This window comes from Nonomuraea sp. NPDC050202, from assembly GCF_040656115.1.
In the GTDB taxonomy this organism is placed as follows: Bacteria; Actinomycetota; Actinomycetes; order Streptosporangiales; family Streptosporangiaceae; genus Nonomuraea.
This window is the reverse complement of record NZ_JBFALF010000024.1, coordinates 12,772-32,345: the sequence shown is the minus strand read 5'-3', so window position 1 is coordinate 32,345 and position 19,574 is coordinate 12,772. Positions and strand designations below refer to the sequence as shown.

19 protein-coding genes are annotated in these 19,574 nt (G+C 72.9%); 12 read left to right on the top strand and 7 right to left on the bottom strand.

All coding sequences use genetic code 11. The features are described from left to right. The first annotated feature begins 62 nt into the window (after positions 1 to 62). Positions 63 to 635 (top strand): TetR family transcriptional regulator, encoded by a 573-nt coding sequence (locus AB0I79_RS42660; protein ID WP_357885966.1) that lies wholly within the window; start codon positions 63 to 65, stop codon positions 633 to 635. 357 nt (positions 636 to 992) lie between these two features. Here AB0I79_RS42660 and AB0I79_RS42655 read toward each other — a convergent pair whose 3' ends face one another. Then, on the bottom strand, positions 993 to 1,796 hold the full coding sequence (locus AB0I79_RS42655; protein ID WP_357885964.1) for a hypothetical protein: 804 nt from the start codon (positions 1,794 to 1,796) through the stop codon (positions 993 to 995). A gap of 295 nt (positions 1,797 to 2,091) precedes the next feature. On the opposite strand from AB0I79_RS42655, the gene AB0I79_RS42650 reads away from it, so the two are divergent. Further along, positions 2,092 to 3,177 carry a hypothetical protein gene (locus AB0I79_RS42650; protein WP_357885962.1) on the top strand — a complete coding sequence of 362 codons (1,086 nt, stop codon included), beginning with the start codon at positions 2,092 to 2,094 and terminating at the stop codon, positions 3,175 to 3,177. A 151-nt stretch (positions 3,178 to 3,328) separates the two neighbouring features. Here the strand turns inward: AB0I79_RS42650 and AB0I79_RS42645 are convergent, their stop codons facing one another. Beyond that, entirely contained in the window at positions 3,329 to 4,654 is a 1,326-nt protein-coding gene (locus AB0I79_RS42645; protein WP_357885960.1) for an ABC transporter permease, read from the bottom strand. Beyond that, positions 4,651 to 5,424 (bottom strand): ABC transporter ATP-binding protein, encoded by a 774-nt coding sequence (locus AB0I79_RS42640; protein ID WP_357885958.1) that lies wholly within the window; start codon positions 5,422 to 5,424, stop codon positions 4,651 to 4,653. Before AB0I79_RS42640 ends, AB0I79_RS42645 begins: the two co-directional genes overlap by 4 nt. 68 nt (positions 5,425 to 5,492) lie before the next feature. Here AB0I79_RS42640 and AB0I79_RS42635 point away from each other — a divergent pair, with 68 nt between their 5' ends. Then, positions 5,493 to 6,059, top strand: a complete 567-nt coding sequence (locus AB0I79_RS42635) for a TetR/AcrR family transcriptional regulator (protein ID WP_357885956.1) — start codon at positions 5,493 to 5,495, stop codon at positions 6,057 to 6,059. Between the two features lie 43 nt (positions 6,060 to 6,102). Here AB0I79_RS42635 and AB0I79_RS42630 read toward each other — a convergent pair whose 3' ends face one another. Then, complete coding sequence (locus AB0I79_RS42630) at positions 6,103 to 7,089, bottom strand: DUF5937 family protein (protein ID WP_357885954.1); 987 nt, start codon at positions 7,087 to 7,089, stop codon at positions 6,103 to 6,105. A gap of 193 nt (positions 7,090 to 7,282) precedes the next feature. Here AB0I79_RS42630 and AB0I79_RS42625 point away from each other — a divergent pair, with 193 nt between their 5' ends. The 6 genes from AB0I79_RS42625 (at position 7,283) to AB0I79_RS42600 (ending at position 13,245) form a co-directional block, all read left to right on the top strand. Further along, complete coding sequence (locus tag AB0I79_RS42625) at positions 7,283 to 8,659, top strand: MFS transporter (RefSeq protein WP_357885952.1); 1,377 nt, start codon at positions 7,283 to 7,285, stop codon at positions 8,657 to 8,659. A gap of 217 nt (positions 8,660 to 8,876) precedes the next feature. Beyond that, a complete protein-coding gene (locus AB0I79_RS42620) occupies positions 8,877 to 9,038 on the top strand; it encodes a hypothetical protein (protein ID WP_357885950.1) in 162 nt (53 codons plus the stop codon). Between the two features lie 61 nt (positions 9,039 to 9,099). Beyond that, positions 9,100 to 10,074: an MvdC/MvdD family ATP grasp protein gene (locus AB0I79_RS42615; RefSeq protein ID WP_357885948.1), complete on the top strand. Its 975-nt coding sequence runs from the start codon at positions 9,100 to 9,102 to the stop codon at positions 10,072 to 10,074. Continuing rightward, positions 10,071 to 11,039 (top strand): TIGR04500 family putative peptide maturation system protein, encoded by a 969-nt coding sequence (locus AB0I79_RS42610; protein WP_357885946.1) that lies wholly within the window; start codon positions 10,071 to 10,073, stop codon positions 11,037 to 11,039. Before AB0I79_RS42615 ends, AB0I79_RS42610 begins: the two co-directional genes overlap by 4 nt. 167 nt (positions 11,040 to 11,206) lie before the next feature. Further along, positions 11,207 to 11,932, top strand: coding sequence for an ABC transporter ATP-binding protein (locus AB0I79_RS42605; RefSeq protein ID WP_357885944.1), 726 nt, complete (start codon positions 11,207 to 11,209; stop codon positions 11,930 to 11,932). After that, complete coding sequence (locus AB0I79_RS42600) at positions 11,929 to 13,245, top strand: ABC transporter permease (RefSeq protein WP_357885942.1); 1,317 nt, start codon at positions 11,929 to 11,931, stop codon at positions 13,243 to 13,245. The genes AB0I79_RS42605 and AB0I79_RS42600 overlap by 4 nt, the downstream gene beginning before the upstream one ends. A gap of 116 nt (positions 13,246 to 13,361) precedes the next feature. Here the strand turns inward: AB0I79_RS42600 and AB0I79_RS42595 are convergent, their stop codons facing one another. From AB0I79_RS42595 to AB0I79_RS42585, 3 genes are read right to left on the bottom strand one after another with little or no spacing between them, the layout of a single operon-like run. Beyond that, a complete protein-coding gene (locus tag AB0I79_RS42595; protein WP_357885940.1) occupies positions 13,362 to 14,132 on the bottom strand; it encodes a hypothetical protein in 771 nt (256 codons plus the stop codon). Next, entirely contained in the window at positions 14,129 to 14,629 is a 501-nt protein-coding gene (locus AB0I79_RS42590) for a SigE family RNA polymerase sigma factor (protein WP_357885938.1), read from the bottom strand. Before AB0I79_RS42590 ends, AB0I79_RS42595 begins: the two co-directional genes overlap by 4 nt. 59 nt (positions 14,630 to 14,688) lie before the next feature. Continuing rightward, positions 14,689 to 15,486 carry an AraC family transcriptional regulator gene (locus tag AB0I79_RS42585; protein WP_357885936.1) on the bottom strand — a complete coding sequence of 266 codons (798 nt, stop codon included), beginning with the start codon at positions 15,484 to 15,486 and terminating at the stop codon, positions 14,689 to 14,691. A 77-nt stretch (positions 15,487 to 15,563) separates the two neighbouring features. On the opposite strand from AB0I79_RS42585, the gene AB0I79_RS42580 reads away from it, so the two are divergent. Genes AB0I79_RS42580 through AB0I79_RS42570 form a run of 3 tightly spaced genes read left to right on the top strand, consistent with a single transcriptional unit; the run spans position 15,564 to position 19,571 of the window. Further along, positions 15,564 to 16,967 (top strand): MFS transporter, encoded by a 1,404-nt coding sequence (locus AB0I79_RS42580; protein ID WP_357885934.1) that lies wholly within the window; start codon positions 15,564 to 15,566, stop codon positions 16,965 to 16,967. A gap of 34 nt (positions 16,968 to 17,001) precedes the next feature. Next, positions 17,002 to 18,552, top strand: coding sequence for a PP2C family protein-serine/threonine phosphatase (locus AB0I79_RS42575; RefSeq protein ID WP_357885932.1), 1,551 nt, complete (start codon positions 17,002 to 17,004; stop codon positions 18,550 to 18,552). After that, positions 18,549 to 19,571 carry a cobalamin-dependent protein gene (locus AB0I79_RS42570; RefSeq protein WP_357885930.1) on the top strand — a complete coding sequence of 341 codons (1,023 nt, stop codon included), beginning with the start codon at positions 18,549 to 18,551 and terminating at the stop codon, positions 19,569 to 19,571. The genes AB0I79_RS42575 and AB0I79_RS42570 overlap by 4 nt, the downstream gene beginning before the upstream one ends. Positions 19,572 to 19,574: the final 3 nt, after the last annotated feature.

The window sequence follows — 19,574 nt, the reverse complement described above, 5'->3', positions numbered from 1 at the left end:
TCCCGATGTAGTACTCTGTTTGGAGTGGTCAAAACGTAGTACTACAGACGGAGTGGTGTCAAGTGCGGAGAAATCCCGAGCGGCGGCAGGCGCTGATCGACGCGGCCATCGAGGTGCTGGCCAGGGAGGGTGCGCGGGGGCTGACCTTCCGGGCCGTCGATGCGGAGGCGGCCGTGCCCCCGGGTACGGCCTCCAACTACTTCGCCAACCGCGACGACCTGTTCACCCAGGTCGGCGGGCGTATCTATGAGCGGCTGCTGCCCGACGAGGCCACGATCGCCCGCAGCCGGGAGGGCGTGCAGGACCAGACCCGCTACGCCGAGCTCATGCACGAACTGGTGGATCGGGTCTCCGCCTTCAACTCCGGCTACCTGGCCCTGCTCGAGCTCCGGCTCGAGTCCACCCGGCGTCCCGAGCTGCGCGCCGTGCTGACCAAGCGCATCCGCGAGGACATCGACGCCAACATCGGCCACCACGCCGCCTCAGGTCTGCCCGGCGACTCGACCTCGGTGGTTCTTCTCTACCTCGCTCTGAACTGGCTCATCGTGGAGCAGCTGACGCTGCCCGGCATCTTCACCGAGCAGGAGATGCACGAGCTGGTGGACGCCGCCGTGCAAAGATCGCTGAATGCCTGACGTGCAGGGCCGCCCGGCTGTGCTGGGAAACGATCACTCCTTCGCATGGGAAGCGATCTTTGGACGGTTCCGCTCCGCCTGGTCATCCGCTCCTGTGAAGGCCTCGCCCGGTCGAAGGCGCGCTTGCGGCCTCTCGCGTTGCCGGGTGACCGACGGAGTGACTGCGCCGGGCGGGAGCCGACGACGCGGGCCCGACGAGGTGCCCGGATCGGGCTGCTGGGTGAGGCGATCGTCCCGCGTGGCCTGCCTCCCGGCAAGGGGCCTCGCGGCGTGGCAGCCGCGCTGGCGGGGCCCCTGAACCGCTGCAAGTCGGCAGCCATGCGATGGCTCGCAACCGCCACCGTGACCTCCCGGCACTCACCCCTTCGGCCCGTAGGCCGTCATGAGGACGTGTACGAGGATGAGGACGGCGATCCAGAACATGGCGCGTCTGGTCGGTGGCGGGCCGCCGCGCAGCAGGGAGATGCCCAGGGGGATGAAGGCGACGCAGAGGCCGCCCACGGCGATGAAGGACTGCGGTTCGGTGCCCTTGAGCGTGCCGAGCGCGAGCGCCGACATCAGGCCGAGCGCGACCGAGCGGCCCAGGCCGAGGGCGCCGGAGCGGTAGGCGCCGATGGCCAGCACGACCCAGCCGAAGAAGGCCGGTCCCGACATGGCCTTGAACGGGTGCCAACTCGTCTCCTGCCGCGCCTGGTAGTAGTCGTCGATGCCGTTGAGCATGGCTTGCAGGCCGAAGCTGTCGGTCAGGTGGAAGGCCAGGTAATCGGTGCCGTACTGGAAGGTGCGGGTGAACAGGCCGACGATCACCAGGCAGCCGCCCCACAGCCCCCACAGCGGGCTGGTGGCGGCGATCCGTTGCGCCAGCGTCATGACCGCCGGCCATAACAGTACGAAACCCGCGGCGAAGCAGGTGTAGGCGGCCATGACGAGGGCGGGGTGTTGGGCGTAGGCGGTGAGCTGGTGCGGGACGAAGTAGTAGAAGGGGGAGCGCAGGAGGGTCCCGGTCATGATCAGAAGGGGGCCGCCGATCAGCGAGACGGCGCTCACCCACCGTCCCGGGAACGGGGGTTGGCGGTCCAGGTTGGCTGCGGCGTTGGCGGCCCGGCGTTGCGCGCCGGCCTGCCGCCATCGGGTGATGCGGCCCTGGGTCGCGATCTTCATGGGTTCGTGCCCGTCCTGTCGGCTGCGGCTGGAGAAGAGGGGTGCAGCAGCATGGTGGCGGGCGGTGCGGTGCGGTCGCGTCTGGCTCGGGTCGCATCTTGGCCGGCAGGCGCGAGCCGACCTACGACCAGGGGTGGAGGCGGGCGTCCGACCGTGGGCAGATGTCAGTGGCCTCTTCATGGGTTCGCGATGAGATTGAGATTTGTCCACCCATGACCACGGACGCCGTGCCATGGCAGGTCAACACCCCGGCCGATAAGCAAGGAGGTCCCATCGACCTCTGGAGGCAGCCGGCATGCATACGTACTCACGGCGGCGATTCGCCGTCGCCACCCTGACCTGTGCCGTGGCCCTTGCCGCGAGCCCGGCGCCGGCCGCTGAGGCGGTCACGGGAGTCCAGACGCGGGGCGAGCAGGTCATCGATCAGGCCAGGAGGCGGTACCTCGTCCCGGACGCGCGCGTGAAGGCCGACGTCGATGTGCTCAGGAGCGCGTTGAGCGAGGTGAAGCGGGGCAGGAGCGTGGCGTTCAACCTGAACGCGGGGCGGGCGAAGATCACACATGCGCTGGGCGTTCTCGGCAGGGCGGCGGACGCGGAGGCGGTGCAGGCGCAGTGGGCGGGGCTGGTGGCCGATCGGGGGCGCGCCGGGAGCTCGTCCTACCTGGCCAGGGAGCGGCGGTTCTTCGGCGCCTTCACCACCCCCTTGACCAGGCTGAACCAGAAGTACCCGAACTCGCAGGCCAAGTACTGGTTGAAGAACACCCCGCCGCAGGTGCTCGATGTCGTCTTCACCGCCGCGACGCCCGATCTGCCGGCGGACCAGCTCTACACCTACGCGTTCCTGGAGGGGCTGGTCGACTACGTACGCGACCGGATCGGGCTGGGCAAGAGCGGCGACCCGACGGATGCGCAGCTCAGGAGCGTCAGCGTCACCGGCCCGATCTTCGGCTACGACTACCTCGGCACCGACCGCTTCTTCCTCGACATGAACGCCGCCAGGGTGCCCGGCAGGAACTTCCTGCCCTACGACCCGAGGAGAGTCGTCCTCGACACGAGGCGCAACGAGAAGGGCACGCTGGTGGAATCGGCCCTGTTCCCCGACCTGACGATGGGGCTGCAGGGGGAGGCCGCCATGTTGAGGCGGCGCCGCGCGTTGTTCCTGGCCGACGTCAGGGCCTACGGGTACGCCGCCCCGACCCGGGACGAGCTCGTCTACTGGACCTACGTGTACTACAACGTGGGGGAGTTCAACGGGCAGCTGAAGAAGTACGCGGGCAAGCGCCGGCTGGGCGACTGGATCGCCAAGGGGGAGTATCCCAACTCGATCAAAGCCCTGGAGAGCTGGCGCATGCTCAGGGACATGGCGATCTTCCCGATGTGAGGCTTCGGCCGCTCGACCTGGGCGGCCTGGAGCGGGTCCTTGGCGAGCTCGGCATCCCCGCCGGCATCACGTACCGTCCGCCGTCAAGCCGTGCGCGGTCCTGGAGGCGGGCTACGCGCCGGTCGGCGGTCCCGGGCCGTGGTCGTGAGCTTCATGCCGTGCGGATGACGTGCCGTCCGACGAGTGACGAGACGCCGAGGGTGACGCAGACCCCGGTCGCGATCGTGATCGCGTACGGGAGGGGCGCCGCCGCCTGCAGGGGATCGCCGGTCTTGACGATGGCGAACGGCAGGACGGCGAGGAACGCGCCCACACTGCCCGCGACGGCGCTGATGGCCGTGGCCGCGCCGATCTCGCGTACCAGCATGCGATGCGTCTGCTGGCCCGTCGAGCCGACGAGGGACATGACGGCGAACTCGGCGCGGCGCTGGGTGATGGAGGCGACGAGGTTGTTGGTGAGGGCGATGGCCATGAACGCCGCGATCAGCGCCACGACGAAATAGTTGATCGAGGCGAGGACCTGGCCGGCCGAGCCGGCCGCCGTGCCTGCGGCGTTCTCGATGCCCTGCATGCTGAGCGTGCCCGCCGCCACGCCGACGAAGAGGGTGAGGAAGGTGACGGTCGGCCGTACCCGATCGGGGGCGGCGGACAGGTTGATCGCGGCCAGGTGGGAGGCGGCGGCGCGGTGGGCCGGGCGCAGCGCCCTGAGCGCGAGGTTCACCGCGGCGACGAGCTCCGGGGCGAGCACGCAGAGGCCCACGGCGACCAGCACGCAGCCGGGCCCGGTCATCGCCGTGGTGAGGATGTCGGCCGGGTCCATGCCCAGCACCGAGGCCGATGAGGCCAGGCCGGCGCCGATCATGATGGTGGCGGTGACGCGGCGCCCGCGTCCGGGACGCCGTCCCGTACGGCGGCGCGGCGGCGCCGCGTCGGCGACCGGGCTGCGGCGAGCGAGGGAGCGGCTGCCGATCCAGGCGGCGAGCACGCTCGCGGCCAGCACGACGAGCACGCCGAGGACCGGCAGGAGCACGCCGGGCGCGAACACCGAGGCCGCGCTGGTGAGCCCGGCGGCATGGATGCCCCGGACGACCACCCAGCCGACGAGGTAACCGCCGGCCAGGCCGGGGAGCGCCGTGACGGCCGTGATGGCCGCCGTCTCGGCCACGAGCATCCACTGCACCTGGCGGGGGCTCGCCCCGATCAGCCGGATGCCCGCGATCTCCCCGGCCCGGCCGCCGAGCGCGACGCTGATCGTCGACACCATGGCGAACAGGACGATCGCGACCGTCCAGCCGCCCACGATGAGCGGGAACTGCACCAGGAACTCGCGGTCCGCGGCGACCGTGCTGCCGGCCAGCCCGGTGCCGAGCAGGCTCATCATGCCCGTGACCAGGATCGTGCCGACGAGAGCGACCAGGCCGGTCGCGATCGCGGCGGTGCGGTGATGCGCGAAGGAGCGGATGGCGATCCTGATCATCGGCTCGCCACCGCGCCGTTCGCGGCCTGCTCGGCCGATTCGACCAGGACGGCCATCCGGCCGGCGACCCGCTGCGCGGTGGGGCTCGGGAGCCGGTCGACGATCCGGCCGTCGGCCAGGAAGAGCACGGCGTCGGAGTAGGAGGCGGCGACCGGGTCGTGCGTGACCATGATGATGGTCTGACCGTGGTCCGCCAGCTCGCGCATCAGCCGCAGGACCTCCCTGGCGCTGCGGATGTCGAGGGCGCCCGTGGGCTCGTCGGCGAAGACGACCTCGGGGCCGGTGATCAACGCCCGCGCGACCGCGACCCGCTGCTTCTGGCCGCCCGAGAGCTGGTGGGGGCGGTGGCTGCCCCGGTTGCCGAGCCCGACGCGGGTGAGGAGCTCGGCGGTGCGCGCCGGCTGCGTCCTGCGCGAGTCGAGGCGCAGGGGCAGCTCGACGTTGTCGACGGCCGAGAGCGCGGGCAGCAGGTTGAACGACTGGAAGACGAACCCGACGCGGCGCCGGCGCAACTGGGCGAGCTGGGTCTGGTCGAGCCCGCCCAGGTCCTGCCCGTCGAGCTCGACGGCGCCCGACGTCGGCCGCTGCAGGCCGGCGGCGCAGTGCAGGAGGGTGGTCTTGCCCGAGCCCGACGGGCCCATGATCGCGATGAAGGACGAGCGCGGGATGTCGAGGTCGATGCCGCGCAGGGCGTGGACCGGGCCGGCCTCGCCCGGGTACTCGCAGCGTAGGTCGCGGATGCGCAGCACAGGCTGGCTGTACGTGGTCATTTCAGGTCTCCAAACAACCGTTTTAAACGAACATTTCATACGAACGTTTATTTGATACGGTAGGGCATATGAGTGCCAAGGACAAGCTGCTACTGGCGGCACGCGACTGCCTGCTGACCAAGGGGTACGCGCACACCACCGTGCGCGACCTGGTCGCGGCCTCAGGGGCGAACCAGGCGTCGATCAACTACCACTTCGGGTCCAAGGAGCAGCTGCTCACCAAGGCTCTGCGTGATCTCAACACGGAGTGGGGGGAGCTGCTGTTCGCGGTGATCGAGGAGCCCGAGGGTGCTTCAGACGAGCCGCGGGCCCGGGTGGAGGCGCTGTGGGGGCGGATCATCGAGTCGATCCGGGGCAACCGGGCGCTGTGGTTCGTGAACTTCGAGTCCGTCGCGTCCGCCCGGCAGGACGGCGAGATCCGGGCGATGATCGCGAGCGGCCAGGAGCGGGCGCGGGTGGCGTTGGCACGGGCGTTCGCCGGCCTCGGGCCGGACAGCGATCCGGAGGACGTCCAGGCGGCGGGGTCGCACTACCTGGCCCTGCTCGTGGGGCTCGCCTCGCAATGCCTCACCGACCCGGAACGCGCGCCGACAGCGAGCCAGTTCGCCGCCGCGCACTTCGGCCGGTCAAGCTAGCCGTTGCCGATCGTGGTGCGCGTCGGCCGTTGAGACGGTGACGCTAGTGGTGCCCGATCAGGGACGTTCCCAGGGTGGTCGTCATGTGGAGGACGTGGCGGCCGGAGCGTTCGGAGGCGACCAGCCCGCTCTCGCGCAGCACACGCAGGTGCTGCGAGATCGCGCTGGGCGTGACGCCGAGCGCGCGGGCCAGGTCCGTCGTCGTCGCGGGCGAGCGCAGGGCCTCGAGCAACCCGGCGCGCACCCGGCCGAGCAGGCGGACCGCGTTGCCCGCTGGGGCGCGCGTCCCGGCGGTCCACAGCGTTCCGACACCGCGTGCCGGATAGCGCACCGTGGTCTGCGTGGACGTCCTCTTCTTGATCAGCACGTACGGCGTGCCGAGCGCGACCGGCATGAGCACCAGGCCGCCCGGGCCGCGGTCCACGACCCGCTCCGCCTGCCAGCGCGCTCCCTCCAGCCTCAGCCGGCCGTCCTGCCAGTGCAGGTCAGGATGCAGGTCGGCGAACAGCCTCTCGGCCCCGCCGGCCGCCATCTGCCTGGCGCGGTAGATGACGTCGGCGTCGAGCACGGCCCGGATCCGCGGCCAGTGCGGGGCGATGAGCCGGTCGTAGGCCGCGCGCAGCTCCCCGGCGATCGTGCGCAGCCCTGCCGCCGGGCGCTCGGCGAGCGTGGCGACCGGCGCGGGAGGGTCCTCGCCGAACACGCGCCGGAGGCTGATCCGCACCTGGGACGCCGGTGTCCGCTGCAACGCGGCCAGGTCGTCGTCGATGGACGCGCCCGAGCCGCGCGGAGCGGGGACGAGGAACTCGGGCCAGTTCGGCCGGTCGCTCACGATCAGCGGCCACGTGTGCGAGAGGTCGAGCGGATGCCTGGCGAGCTCGTCCGCCGCCCAGCGCAGCCAGCGCAGGTTGACCGGGTGCCGGTCGCGATCACCGAGCTGCTGCAGGGCGGACACGGTCTCCGACAGCGGCGAGATCGCGAACCGGGTCGCCGCCAGCTCGGCCACGCCGAGATCGACTGTCAGAGCCATGGGCCGATTATGACCGTCAGAGCCGTGGGCTGGTCACGACCGTCGAAGCCGTGGCTGGTCATGACGGTCAGAGCCGTGGCTGGTCATGACGGCCCGAGCCGTGGCTGGTCATGACCGTCCGAGCCGTAGGCCGATGATGTAGCCGTCACCTAAAAGCTGTCGTGGCGGCGTCCCGGCGCCGGAAGATCGCGGCATGACGCAGAGCGAGGCCGCGCCGCGCCTGTCCTCGGGGTACTGGCGGTTGTGGTGGGCGACGGGGATCAACAGTGTCGGGGACGGGGCGTTCGCGGCCGCGGTTCCGCTGCTGGCCGTCACGGTCACCCAGGACGCGCGGCTCGTGTCGGTGGTGTCCGCGGCGACGTTCCTGCCCTGGTTGCTGCTGTCGTTGCCCGCCGGGGCGCTGGTCGACCGGTACGACCGGGTGGCGCTCATGTGGCGGGCTCAGGCGATCCAGGCGGTGATCGTCGGTGTCATCGCGGTCCTCGTCGCGTTCGACCGGATCGATGTCCCGGTTCTGGCGGTCATGGCGTTCGCGCTGGGGGCCTGTACGGTCGTCTTCGCCAACGCGGCGCAGGCCGTGCTGCCGGACCTCGTGGCGAAGCCGCTGCTGCACAAGGCGAACGGTCATCAGCAGGCGATCACCACGATCGGCCTGCAGTTCGCCGGGCCGCCGGTCGGTGGCCTGCTCTTCGCGGTCGCCGTGGCGTTGCCGTTCGGGCTGGACGCCGCCTCGTTCGCCCTGTCCGCCGTGCTGCTGGCAACGCTGTCCAGGTCCGGCGGTCGTCAGCGTTCCGGCCGCGAGGTTGGAGGCCATGGCCGCCGCGGCGGTCGCGGCCGGTACCGGCGCCCGCCGGCCGAGTGTTCGGTGGGTGAACATGCGGTGGGCGAGCGTGCGGTGGGCGAGCGTCCGGTGGGGCGGCCTGCGGTGGGCGGGTGTGCGGCGGGTGAGCGGCCGATGGCCGAGCACCCTTCGATGCGGACGGCGATCGCGGACGGACTGCGCTGGCTGGCCGGGCACCGGCTGCTGCGCACCCTCGCCGTCCTGCTCGGCGTCAACACCTTCTGCTGGCAGCTCGGCAACGTCGCGCTGGTCCTGCTGGCGACCCAGGAGCTGCACCTCGACGCCCCCGGTTACGGCCTGCTGCTCGCCGGTGCCGCCGTCGGCAGCCTGCTCGGTGGCCTGCTCGGCGCGCCCATCGTCGAGCGGTTGGGCGCGCTGCCAGCCCTCCTCACCGCGCTCGTCACGAACGTCGTCACCTTCGTCGGCATCGGACTGAGCCCGAACGCGATCGTGCTCGGCGCCCTGCTGGCCATCACCGGTTTCGTCACCACGCTCTGGAACATCGTGACCGTCAGCCTGCGGCAGCAGATCGTGCCGTCCGAGCTGCTCGGCCGGGTGAACAGCGTCTACCGCATGCTCGGCTGGGGGCTGATGCCGCTCGGGGCGCTGGTCGGCGGGGTGGTGGCGCACACGTCCGGGGTGCACGCGCCATACCTCGTCGCGGGAGCGCTGCGCGGGATCTTCCTGCTGGCCGCCCTGCCCGTGCTGGTCCGGGCCATGCGGGAGTGACGCCCGGGTCGACGGGGCCGCCGCGTGCGCCGGTGCTTTCCTGGGATCGCATCACGGGATTTTTCCCCCTCCAAGCCACATTCAAGTCGGCTCCAAATCCCGGCTGGTGTGCTTCACCCACGAGCCGCGGGACTCCGGCGCGGAGGCTCTGCGGCTCGTACGTCGAGAAAGCTCGTGCGTCGAGGAAGCTCGCACGTCGAGGAAAGGGAGGGATGTCATGACCAAGAAGATCGTGAACCTGGACGATCTGAGCGACGAGCTGCCGGTGATCGACGAGGCCGATCTCGGTCTCGTTTCGGGTGGCAGGCCGATGGAGCGCTGCTACCACACGAACGGCACCGAAGGCAGGCCGTCCGACGGCTGGGTGTCCGACTACTAAAGAACACTCGGCGTCGCGCGGGAGGGACCCTGGGCTCCTCCCGCGCGGCTGAGGGGGGCACATGCTACTGATTCTCAGCGAACCCGGCGACACCACCGTCCGGATGGTCCTGCCCAAGCTCAAGGCCAGGGGCGCCGAAGTCGTCTGGTGGGATCCTGCCCAGTACCCGGCCGCCGCCCACCTGACCGCCCGGTTCGCGGCGGGCGGGACCGAGCTCGGGCTGGTCACCGGCGGGGAGGTCGTGGATCTCGCCGAGACGACGGCCGTGTGGAACCGGCGCCCCGGGCAGCCCGCCGCCGCCCGGAGCGTCACGGCCGGGGATCTGCGGGAGCGGGTGGGGGAGCTCTCGGAGTGGTTCCTGGAGGGCTTCTGGGACCTGCTGGACGCGCGATGGCTGCCGGCCAGGCACCCGGTGCTGCGCAGGGCGCACAACAAGCTGGTCCACCTGGCCCTGGCCCAGGAACTGGGCTTCGCCGTGCCGCGTACGGTGATCACCAACGATCCGGCCGAGCTGGTGCCCGCCTACGAGCGCGCGGGCGGGCGGCTGATCGCGAAACCGATCGAGTACGCCCCGTTCGAGATCGACGGCGCGCGGCACACCGTCTACACCACCGTGGTGCAGCGCAGGGACCTGGCGGGCCGTGGCCGGCTGGCGCACGAGCCGACCATCCTGCAGCCGTACGTGCGCAAGGCCGTGGAGCTGCGGGTCACCGTGGTGGGACGGCGGGTCTTCGCCGCGGAGATCGCCTCGCAGGACTCGCCGCGCACCCGGGACGACTGGCGGCACTACGACTTCGACCGGGCCCGCCACAGCGTGCACCACCTGCCCGACGACGTCGCCCGCCGGTGCGCCGACCTGGTCGCCGCGCTCGGCGTGTCGTTCGGGGCGATCGACCTCATCCTGACCCCTGAGGGGGAGTACGTGTTCCTCGAGATCAACCCCAACGGTCAGTGGGGCTGGATCGAGGACCTGACCGGCCTGCCCATCGGCGACGCCATCGCCGACTGGCTCACCGGAGAAACGGACGCGCCATGACACAGCTCTCTCTCGGCCCGGCACTCGAAAGCGGCGTGAGCCTGCTCCGCGGCCTGACCCGCCGGCGCTCCGCGGTGGAGGAGGCCCGACGCGCCGCCGCCACCTGGGCGCGGTCGCATCCCGCGCTCGCCGCCCAGCTCGTGAGCAACCCGCGGCCCGGCTCGCCGGTCGTGGACTACGACCTGCTGATCGACGACCCCGCGGGCGGCACGATCATGCTCGGCGTGCAGCCGGACGACGGCACGTCCTGGCTGGTCGACCATTCGACCCACTGGGCCGCCGGCAACCTGCTGACCGTCGACGGCATGCAGATCTCCATGCCCGAGGCGATGCTCATGCTCCGCTCGCTCACGCGTGCCGGGCTGTCGCCGCAGGAGGAGCTGGTACGCTTCTGCGTCCTGCGCAACGCCGCCGCCAAGGAGGAGGTCGGCCTGGACGACATCCAGGCGGCCGCGGACGCCTTCCGCAGGCGCCACGGCCTCACCGGCCGGGAGGCGATGCTGAAGTGGCTGGAGCGGATGGGCATGAGCGCCGAGGCGTTCCACGACCACATGGCGACGAACGCGAAGGATGACAGGTTCCGTACCCGGATGCGTGCCGAGCTGGGCCCCGAGTATCTGGCCCGCCATCGCGACCGGTTCGCCAGGGTGTGGGCGGTCTGGGCGCTGTCCGAGGACCCGGTCGAGGTGGCTGAGCTCGACGGCTCCCTCGGCGACCACTGGGACCTGCGGCTGACGCGGATCCGGGCGTGGTCGGGGGAGCTGCCCGAGCCGCTGCGAGCGGCGCCGGCCGGGAGCGGCGTCGGGCCGGTTCCCTTCGGGGGGCGGTTCCTGACGGGCTCGGTCCACAAGCGGGAGGAGGCCGTGGCGGACGCGGACACGCTGGAAGCGGCGGGGGCGGCCGCCTTCGAGGAGTGGCTGGCCGGCGCCGCCGAGCAGGCGCGCGTCACGTGGCACTGGCTCTGACCGCCCCGGTACGGATCCCGCGCGGCGATGCCGTCCTGATGCGATGACCTTGGACGGCTCCCTCGACGGCACCGCCGGGACCTGGGGCGAGGCCGGGCAGGTCCCAGGGGCCGATGGGGGATGTTCCGGATGGGCGGCAGGCCGCGCGTTCCGGCACGCTGTCGATCATGAATGATCATGCGGTCCTCCTGGAGGAGGTGACCAGGACCTACGGGAAGGGCGCCACAGAGGTGGCCGCGCTCCGGCAGGTCAGCGTCGGGTTCGCGCGCGGGAGTTTCACCGCGGTGATGGGCCCGTCCGGGTCGGGGAAGAGCAGCCTGCTGCAGTGCGCGGCGGGGCTGGACCGGCCGGATTCCGGGGCGGTGCGGGTGGCGGGGGAGGACATCACCCGCCTCGGGGAGAAGCAGCTCGCGGTGCTGCGCCGCGACCGGGTCGGCGTCGTGTTCCAGGCGTTCAACCTGGTGCCGTCGCTGACCGCGTGGCAGAACGTCGTGCTGCCGAGCAGGCTGGCCAGGCGGCGGCCGGACCCGGCGCGGGTGCGGGAGCTGCTGCGCCGGGTCGGCCTGGAGGGGCGGGAGGGGCATCGGCCGGCGCAGCTGTCCGGCGGGCAGCAGCAGCGGGTGGCGATCGCGCGGGCCCTGCTGGGCAGGCCCGAGGTGCTGTTCGCCGACGAGCCGACCGGAGCGCTGGACCGGGCCACCGGGCACGAGGTCCTGCGGTTGCTGCGGGAGGCGGTCGGCGAGTTCGGGCAGACGGTGGTGATGGTCACGCACGATCCGGAGGCTGCGGCGCGGGCGGACAGGGTGCTGTTCCTGACCGACGGCCGGATCGTGGACGTGCTGGAGCGGCCCTCCGCCGAGCAGATCGGCACGCGGCTGGGCGGCCGCCGGTGACGCTCGTCCTCGCCGTCAGCAACGTCCGGGCCAACCGGATGGGGGTGGCCGCGTCGTTCGCCGCGGTGCTCCTGGCCGTCACGCTGGTGGCCGGAGGCGGCCTGGTGGTCGCCGCCGCGGGCGCCAGGGACGAGCTGAACGACGTCATGGGCCTGCTGGTGCTGTCGGCCGTGGTGTCCGGGTTCGTGTCGGTGTTCGTGGTCGCGGGCACGCTGAGCCTGCACGTGTTGCGGCAGCGCAGGACGTGGGGGCTGCTGCGGTCGGTCGGCATGACGCCGCGGCAGGTGCGGCGGCTGGTCACGGTGGAGGCGCTGGTGGTGGCCGTGCTGGCGAGCGCGGCCGGCTGCGTGCTGGCCGTGCCGTACGCCGTGCTGATGGCCGGGTTCGTGCGGCTGACCGGGCTGGCGCCCGCGGGCGTGCCGGTGCGGGTCACGCCGGGGCCGTTCATCGTGGCGCTGGTGGTCGGGCTGGTGGTGACGCTGCTCGCGGCCCGGGTCGCGGCGCGCAAGGCGGTACGGGTGGGGCCGCTGGAGGTGCTGCGCGACAGCGCGGCGCAGCGGCGGCTGCTGCCCTGGCCCAGGGCCGTCGCCGGGGTGGTGGCGCTGGGCGGGGGCGGGGCGCTGGTGTTCCTGGTGCCGCGGGTCGAGCCGGTCGCCGCGGTGCCGACCGGGCTGGGGGCGACGATGGCGCTCTGCGTGGGCGCCTCCGCGCTGGGACCGGTCGTGCTGCGCGGGATCGGCTGGCTGCTGGGAGCCGTGGTGGCCGGGCTGGACCCCGGCGCGGGGATGCTGGCCAGGGCGTCGCTGGTCGCCCAGCCGCGCCGGGCGATGTCGGCGGCGTCGCCGGTGATGCTGACCGTGGCGCTCGCGTGCACCTTCTTGTTCGCCGTGACGACCTCCGACGTGGCGGCGGGTGTCACCCGTACGGGGGCGTCGGTGTGGGCGGCCCCGACCCTGGTGGGGTCGGCGGTGATCTACACCGTGATCTCGGTGCTCAACGCGACGGCGATGACGATGACCGAGCGGGCCGAGGAGCTCAGGCTGCTGCGGACGGTGGGGACCGCGCCGCGGCAGCTCACCAGGGCGGTGGTCTGGGAGACGCTGATCGTGACCGCCGTGGGCGTGCTGGTCGGCACGGGCATCGCCGCCGCCTGCCTCACCGCGCTCGGCCAGGCCGCCACCGGCCGGCCGTGGTTCGCCTACTCGCTGCCGCAGTACGCCGGGCTGGTGCTGGTCTGCGCGGTGAGCGGGCTGGCCGGCGGGCTGGCGGCGACCCGGCGGGCGCGTCGCGGCCCCCTGCTGCACGGTCGGTGACGGCCGCGGCCCTCTGCTGCAGGGTGGTGACGGCCGCGGCTCCCCGCTGCACGGTGGCGACCGCCGCGGCTCCCGCTGCCTGGTCGGTGACCGCCCCCGCCCGCACCCGTACGGAGTCAGCGGGTGGGAGTCGCTGAAGCGGCGGGCCGGTCGTAGATCGCGACCGCCCACCTGCCGGAACGGTCACCCACCTCCGCCTGGAGCCGTTCGCGGACCTTCGGGTCCCTCAGCGCGCGGAGCTGGGCCGACTCGTCGCAGTCCGTGCCCTTTCCGACCGGCGGGCAGCCGGTGACCTCCTCGGCCACCTTCCGGACCGGGGCGTCCGAGGGGAAGATCCAGACGTCCAGCTTCTGCGGGCGCTCCAGCCAGCCCTCGGGCGCGGAGCGCTCGTCGTGGTGCCCGCCGAACGAGGTGCCGCACCGTCCCGCCGAGCCGCCCAGCTCGCCGCCCTTGAGCGGCTGCGTCGTGATGACCCAGGCCCGGGGATCGTCGCAGAGCACCTTGTACCCGGTCGAGGTGCTGGTCGGGACGAAGGTCACGGAACGGGCGCCCATCGTCTCGAAGCGTTCGGAGTGGATGAGGGGCATGTCGAACCGCTCGGCCCCCAGGTGCACCTCGAACTTCTCGGGGATCTCCGGGCCGGGCGGCTCGACGCGGGCCGAGTCCACGGGCTGCTGGGCGACCGGGGCTCCGCCCGGCGGCAGCTGCACGCCGGACAGGGCGACCGCGGTGACGGCCAGGGCCGCGGCGCCGGCCGTCAGGGCCCGCCGGGTGCGGCGGATGCGCCGGCCACGCCGGATGACCGTGTCGAGCCGGGCGGGGCCGCCTTCCGGCTCCCCGGCCCGCCTGGTCAGGAGCTCTCGCAGGTCGTTCTCGGTGTGGTTCATCGCTGGACCCTCTCCAAGCTCATGGTCTGAATGTCCGGATCGACCCGAAGACGGGCGAGAGCTCGGCTGAGCTGGCTCTTCACCGCTCCCAGCGAGCACCCCATGATCTGCGCGACCTGCGTCAGCGTGCGTCCCTCGTAGTAGTGCAGGACGATCACCGCACGCTGGCGCGGGGACAGCGTGCCGATGGCGCTCCAGAGCGCGGCCTGGTCATCCACCTCGGCCGCCGCGTCGCGCGGATCGGCGGTCTCGGGGAGCGTCTCGGCCGGGACCTCGCCGCGCCAGCGCCTGCGCCACCAGGACGTGTGGGTGTTCACGATGATCCGATAGACGTACGGGTCGGGGTTGCCCTCGATCCGCCGCCAGGCGAGCCACGCCTTCGCCAGCGCGGTCTGCACCACATCCTCGGCCGTGCCCCAGTCCCGGGTGAGGAGGTACGCCATCCGGCACAGCCGTAGCTGCCGGTGTGCCACGTACTCGGCGAACCCGTCGTCCATCCGTCATCTCCGTCTCGTCGTCATCCGGTGATGACTACTGCCTGGGACCCGGATCCGGATTACAGCGGCCGCCGCACTCCTGGCGCGAGAAGGGCGCGCACCCGGCCGGGCGTGTGCCCCAGCTCGGCACGCATGACGCGGGTCAGGTGGGCCTGGTCGCTGAAGCCCAGGCCGGCCGCGAGCGCGGCGAGGTCCGTCTCGCCCTGGTCCATGCGGGCCAGCGCCCGGCTGACCCGTACGCGGTTGCGGTAGCGGCTCAACGGCATGCCGACGTGGTGCCGGAACGTGTGGCTCAGGTGCGACGGGGACGTCTCCAGCAGGCGGGCCAGCTCCACCAGGCTCGCCCCGGCAAGCGGGTCGGCGAGGATCGCCTCCCTGGCGCGCTCGGCGAGGCCGGCCCGCCCCGGCGGCGGGGAGTCGTGCGGCTGCTCGCGCAGGGCCAGCCGCAGGAGGTCGAGCACCGCCTCCGCGGCGGCGAAGCCGGGGTCGCCACCGGAACGCAGGAGCAGCCGGTGGGCCAGTTCGAGCCGCGCGTCCACCCGGACGGCCCGCGAGCGCGGCGCCGCCCGCACCCCGGCGGTCAGCTCGTCACCGGCGAACGTGACCGACGTGCACACGTCGCCGCCCGCCGGATGCGCGAACCGCATCTCCTCCCCGGGAAGGTGCAGGTAACCGGTGGCGGGCTCGACGGTCACCCCCAGCCCCCGGACGTCGACCCGGAACCGGCCCCGCCGGACCAGCACGATGTGCGCGGACGGCGCCGCTTCTGGAGCCGACCAGCGAGCGTGGTCGTCGGTGCACTCGACCGAGCGGATCGCGAAGTGGCGGCTCTCCATCACCGTCCTCGTGGTACGCACCGCACCACCGTACGGCAGCCCGCAGATCCGCATATTCCTTCAATACCGGACAGCCGCCTCCGCCCCATGCTGGGCGAATGATCACTCTTGCCCGCCGCGGCCGGATGCTGGCCGTGCTGCTCACCGGCCAGGTCATGGCCTCCATGGACGGCTCCATCGTCTCGGTGGCGGCGCAGACCATCCGCGAGGACCTGCGGGCGGACGGGGCCGCGATCCAGCTCATCGTGTCCGGATACCTGCTGACCACCGGCGTGCTCCTGGTGACCTGCGCGCGGATCGGCGACGTGATCGGGCACCGACGGGCGTTCCTGCTGGGGCTCGGCTGGTTCACCGCCGCGTCGCTGCTGTGCGGGCTGGCGCCCACGGCGAGCGTGCTGGTGCTCGCCCGCATCGCGCAGGCCGCGGGCGCGGCGCTGCTGACGCCGCAGATCTTCGCGCTCATCGTCCAGCACTTCGACGGGGCGGCCAGGCGCCGGGCGATCGGCGTCTACAGCATGGTGCTCGCCCTGGGGGTGGCGCTGGGCCAGGTCATCGGGGGACTGGTGGCCGGGGCCGACCTGTTCGGGCTCTCGTGGCGGCCGATCTTCCTGGTCAACGTGCCGATCGGGCTGGTCGTGGCGGTGGCCGGGCGGCGGGTGCTGCCGGGCTCGCGTACGGACGGGCAGGCCCGGCTCGACCCGGCGGGCGTCGCGCTGCTGACGGCCGCGATGACCGCGCTCACCGCCCCGCTCATCTTCGGCCAGGACCAGGGCTGGCCCGCCTGGGCGTGGGCCTCGCTGGCGGGCGGCGTGGCGCTGCTGGCGGGGTTCGCCGGTTACGAGACCAGGGCGCGGCATCCGCTGCTGGACCCGGCGGCGCTGCGACCGGCGGGCGTGCGGCCGGGGCTGGCGGCCTGCTGGATCGTCATGGGCTGCTACACCGTCTTCCTGCTCACCCTGACCCTGCACCTCCAGGGCGAGCTCGGGTACTCGCCGCTCCGGGCGGGGCTGGCGTTCGTGCCGTACGCGCTGGGGTTCGGCACGCTCAGCCTGACCTGGAGCCGCTACCCGCGGCGGCTGCGGGACGCCCTGCCGGTGGCGGGACCGCTCGCGTTCGCGGCCGGAGCCGGCCTGCTGGCCCTGCGCTGGCACGAGGTCGCCTCCGTGCCGCTGCTGATGCTCGCCGGGGCCGGGCACGCCGCCGGGTACAGCCCGCTGATCGCGCGCATCACGTCCCTGGTGGAGCCGCGGCTGGCCTCGGCGATCTCGGCGCTGAACGCCACCGGCCCCGTGCTCGCCGGGGTGACCGCCGTGGCCGGGCTCGGCAGCGTCTACTTCGCCGCCCCCACCTCCGCGGACGGCCTGCGACGGGTCACCGTCGCCGTCGCCGTGCTCCTCCTCATCGGTACGGCCTGCGCCGCCCGGGTCACGCTCGCGCAGCGGAGGAAAGATCCTGCAAAGAAGCGATATGGCGGAAAGAGGGCTCCGGTGTCCCGCCGGTAGCGTGGAGAGTCCGGGGGTCTCGCGGGATGGTGCCATGGTCGGGATGGTGTGGGAGGACGCGCCGTACCCCATGCTGGCGGTCAGCACCACGGGGACCGTCGAGCAGGCGAACAAGGCGGCCCGGCTGCTGCTCGCCGGCCCCGTCGTCGGCGAGCGGGTGGAGCACGCGGCCCCCGAGTGGCTGTCGCGGGCGCACTTCGGGTGCGGCGGGTCGGAGCGGTACGGCGAGATCGGCGACCGGGTGTACCAGGCGCACGCGGTGTACGCGGCGGCCGACCGGGTTGTCTGGTGGCTCACCGACGTCAGCGGCAGGCAGCACGCGGTGGACTCGCTGCGGGAGTGGGCCGCGTTCCTGGCCGAGGCCTCCAACGAGCTGCTGCCCTCGCTGAATCTGGACCGCTGCCTGGCGGTGACCGCCTGCCTGGCCGCCCGCCGCCTGGCCGACGCCGCGCTGGTCGTCCTGCCGAGACCCGGACGCCGGTACGCGATCGCCCGCTGCCGCCGGGGAGGCGAGGCGGTCAGGGAGGACGTGTCCATCGACCCTGGCACGCTCCCCGGCCTGGCCGAGGCGTTGCAGGGCTTCCCGCCGGTGCCCACGCGCTGGGTCGCCCCCGAGGAGGCCCCCGGCTGGGCGCTGCGCGACGGGCCAGGCGAGGTGGGCTCGGTGGCGGTGACCGCCCTGCCCGGCCACGGGCTGCCGGCGGGCGCGCTGGTGCTGGTGCGCGGCTCGCGGGCGCGCTTCTCGGACGACGAGCGCATGTTCGTCCGGCTGTTCGCGCTGTGGGCCGGCTCCGCGATCTCGGTCGCGCGCCTCTACGTCGAGCAGACGGTCATCACCGAGACCCTGATGTCCGAGCTGCTGCCGCCGCCCACGCCGGCCCTGGACGGGGTGGAGCTGGCGGCCCGCTACCGGCCCGCGGGCCCCAGCGAGCGGGTCGGCGGCGACTTCTACGACGTGTACCCGGTCGCGGGTTCCGGACGCGAATCGCTGGTGGTGCTCGGCGACGTGGCGGGCAAGGGCCTGGAGGCCGCCGTGCTCACCGGCCGCATCCGCAACACCCTGCGGGCCCTGCTGCCGCTGGCCGACGACCACCACCGCGTGCTGGAGCTGCTGAACGGGGTGCTCGTCAACGACGGCGATCCGGCCCGTTACGTCACGCTCGTGCTGGCATCCTTCCAGCATCGCGGCCCGCGGGTGGCGATGCGGCTCACCAGCGCCGGACACCCGGCGCCGCTGATCATGCGCAACGACGGCCGTGTCGAGGCGGTCCCGGCCGTCGGCACGCTGATCGGGGTGCTTGACGACATCACCAGCGTCACCGACTCGGTGGTGCTGGAGCCCGGCGAGACCTGCCTGCTCTACAGCGACGGCATCATCGAGGCCAGAGGCGGCCCGCTCGGCGACGAGTTCTTCGGCGAGGAGCGGCTGAGCGAGCAGCTCCGGCAGTGCGCCGGCATGCCTCCCGAGGCGCTGGCGGAGCGGGTGCAGATGCTGGCCTCCCAGTGGGTCGGCGAGGGCGAGCACGACGACATGGCGGTCGTCGCCATCTCGGCGCCCCGAGCGGCAGGGGAGGAACGCCTGTGACGGACGGCGTCGAGGAGCGGGTGGAGGCGTTGTGGGCGGCGGCGACGGCCGGCGACGAGCACGCCGCGACCGGCCTGGCGATGGACGCGCTCGACGCCGGCATGCCCATGGAGACCCTGCTGCTGGACGTGGTGGCCGCCGTGCAGTCGCGCATCGGCCACGAGTGGGCGGCCAACCACATCTCGGTCGCCCAGGAGCACACCGCCACGGCGGTCAATGAGCGGGTGCTCGCCACCCTGGCGCACCGCTCCTCCCGGCCGGCCGATCAGACCATGGGGCGGATCATGGTGGCGTGCATCGACGGCGAGTGGCACGCGTTCCCCGCGCGGCTGCTGGCCGAGGTGCTGCGGGTGCGCGGCTGGCAGGTCGACTACCTGGGCGCGCAGGTTCCCACGCCGCACCTGGTCGCACACCTGCACCTGACGAACCCGGACGCGGTGGCGCTGTCCAGCTCGCTGGCGATCCGGCTGCCGGCCGCGCACGCCGCGATCACCGCCTGCCAGGCGGCGGGCACGCCGGTCGTGGCCGGGGGCGCCGCCTTCGGCCCCGACGGCCGCTACGCCCGCCTGCTCGGCGCCGACGCCTGGGCCCCGGACGCCCGGGCCGCCGCCGACCTCCTGGCCGCCGGGCCGCTGCCGCGCCGGACCACCTCCCGCGACGAGCCGCGGCAACTGGCCGACCGGGAGTACACCGAGCTCACCCGGTCCGCCGGGGACCTGGTGCGGGACATCGTGGCCGACCTCACCCGGCGCATGCCGCAGCTCGCGGGCTACACCGAGCAGCAGCTCGGACGGACGGCGGAGGACGTCGCCTACCTCGTCGACTTCCTGCGCGCCGCCCTGTACGTCGACGACCCCGAGCTCTTCTCCTCCTTCGTGGGCTGGATGACCAGCGTGCTCGCGGCGCGCGGCATCCCGGAGTCCGCGGTGCCGGCCGCCCTGGACGCGCTGGCCGATCGCGTCACCGGCTACCCCCGGGCCCTGCGCATGCTCGCCCGGGCACGCGCCGGGCTCGGGTGAGTC

What these genes read in the sequence shown, in the direction of transcription:
- AB0I79_RS42610 (WP_357885946.1), top strand. Translation starts at nt 10,071, where the DNA reads ATGACACAGCTCTCTCTCGGCCCGGCACTCGAAAGCGGCGTGAGCCTG.
- AB0I79_RS42605 (WP_357885944.1), top strand. Translation starts at nt 11,207, where the DNA reads ATGAATGATCATGCGGTCCTCCTGGAGGAGGTGACCAGGACCTACGGG.
- AB0I79_RS42645 (WP_357885960.1), bottom strand. Translation starts at nt 4,654, where the DNA reads ATGATCAGGATCGCCATCCGCTCCTTCGCGCATCACCGCACCGCCGCG.
- AB0I79_RS42620 (WP_357885950.1), top strand. Translation starts at nt 8,877, where the DNA reads ATGACCAAGAAGATCGTGAACCTGGACGATCTGAGCGACGAGCTGCCG.
- AB0I79_RS42650 (WP_357885962.1), top strand. Translation starts at nt 2,092, where the DNA reads ATGCATACGTACTCACGGCGGCGATTCGCCGTCGCCACCCTGACCTGT.
- AB0I79_RS42590 (WP_357885938.1), bottom strand. Translation starts at nt 14,629, where the DNA reads ATGGACGACGGGTTCGCCGAGTACGTGGCACACCGGCAGCTACGGCTG.
- AB0I79_RS42575 (WP_357885932.1), top strand. Translation starts at nt 17,002, where the DNA reads ATGGTCGGGATGGTGTGGGAGGACGCGCCGTACCCCATGCTGGCGGTC.
- AB0I79_RS42625 (WP_357885952.1), top strand. Translation starts at nt 7,283, where the DNA reads ATGACGCAGAGCGAGGCCGCGCCGCGCCTGTCCTCGGGGTACTGGCGG.
- AB0I79_RS42640 (WP_357885958.1), bottom strand. Translation starts at nt 5,424, where the DNA reads ATGACCACGTACAGCCAGCCTGTGCTGCGCATCCGCGACCTACGCTGC.
- AB0I79_RS42615 (WP_357885948.1), top strand. Translation starts at nt 9,100, where the DNA reads ATGCTACTGATTCTCAGCGAACCCGGCGACACCACCGTCCGGATGGTC.
- AB0I79_RS42580 (WP_357885934.1), top strand. Translation starts at nt 15,564, where the DNA reads ATGATCACTCTTGCCCGCCGCGGCCGGATGCTGGCCGTGCTGCTCACC.
- AB0I79_RS42595 (WP_357885940.1), bottom strand. Translation starts at nt 14,132, where the DNA reads ATGAACCACACCGAGAACGACCTGCGAGAGCTCCTGACCAGGCGGGCC.
- AB0I79_RS42635 (WP_357885956.1), top strand. Translation starts at nt 5,493, where the DNA reads ATGAGTGCCAAGGACAAGCTGCTACTGGCGGCACGCGACTGCCTGCTG.
- AB0I79_RS42655 (WP_357885964.1), bottom strand. Translation starts at nt 1,796, where the DNA reads ATGAAGATCGCGACCCAGGGCCGCATCACCCGATGGCGGCAGGCCGGC.
- AB0I79_RS42630 (WP_357885954.1), bottom strand. Translation starts at nt 7,089, where the DNA reads ATGGCTCTGACAGTCGATCTCGGCGTGGCCGAGCTGGCGGCGACCCGG.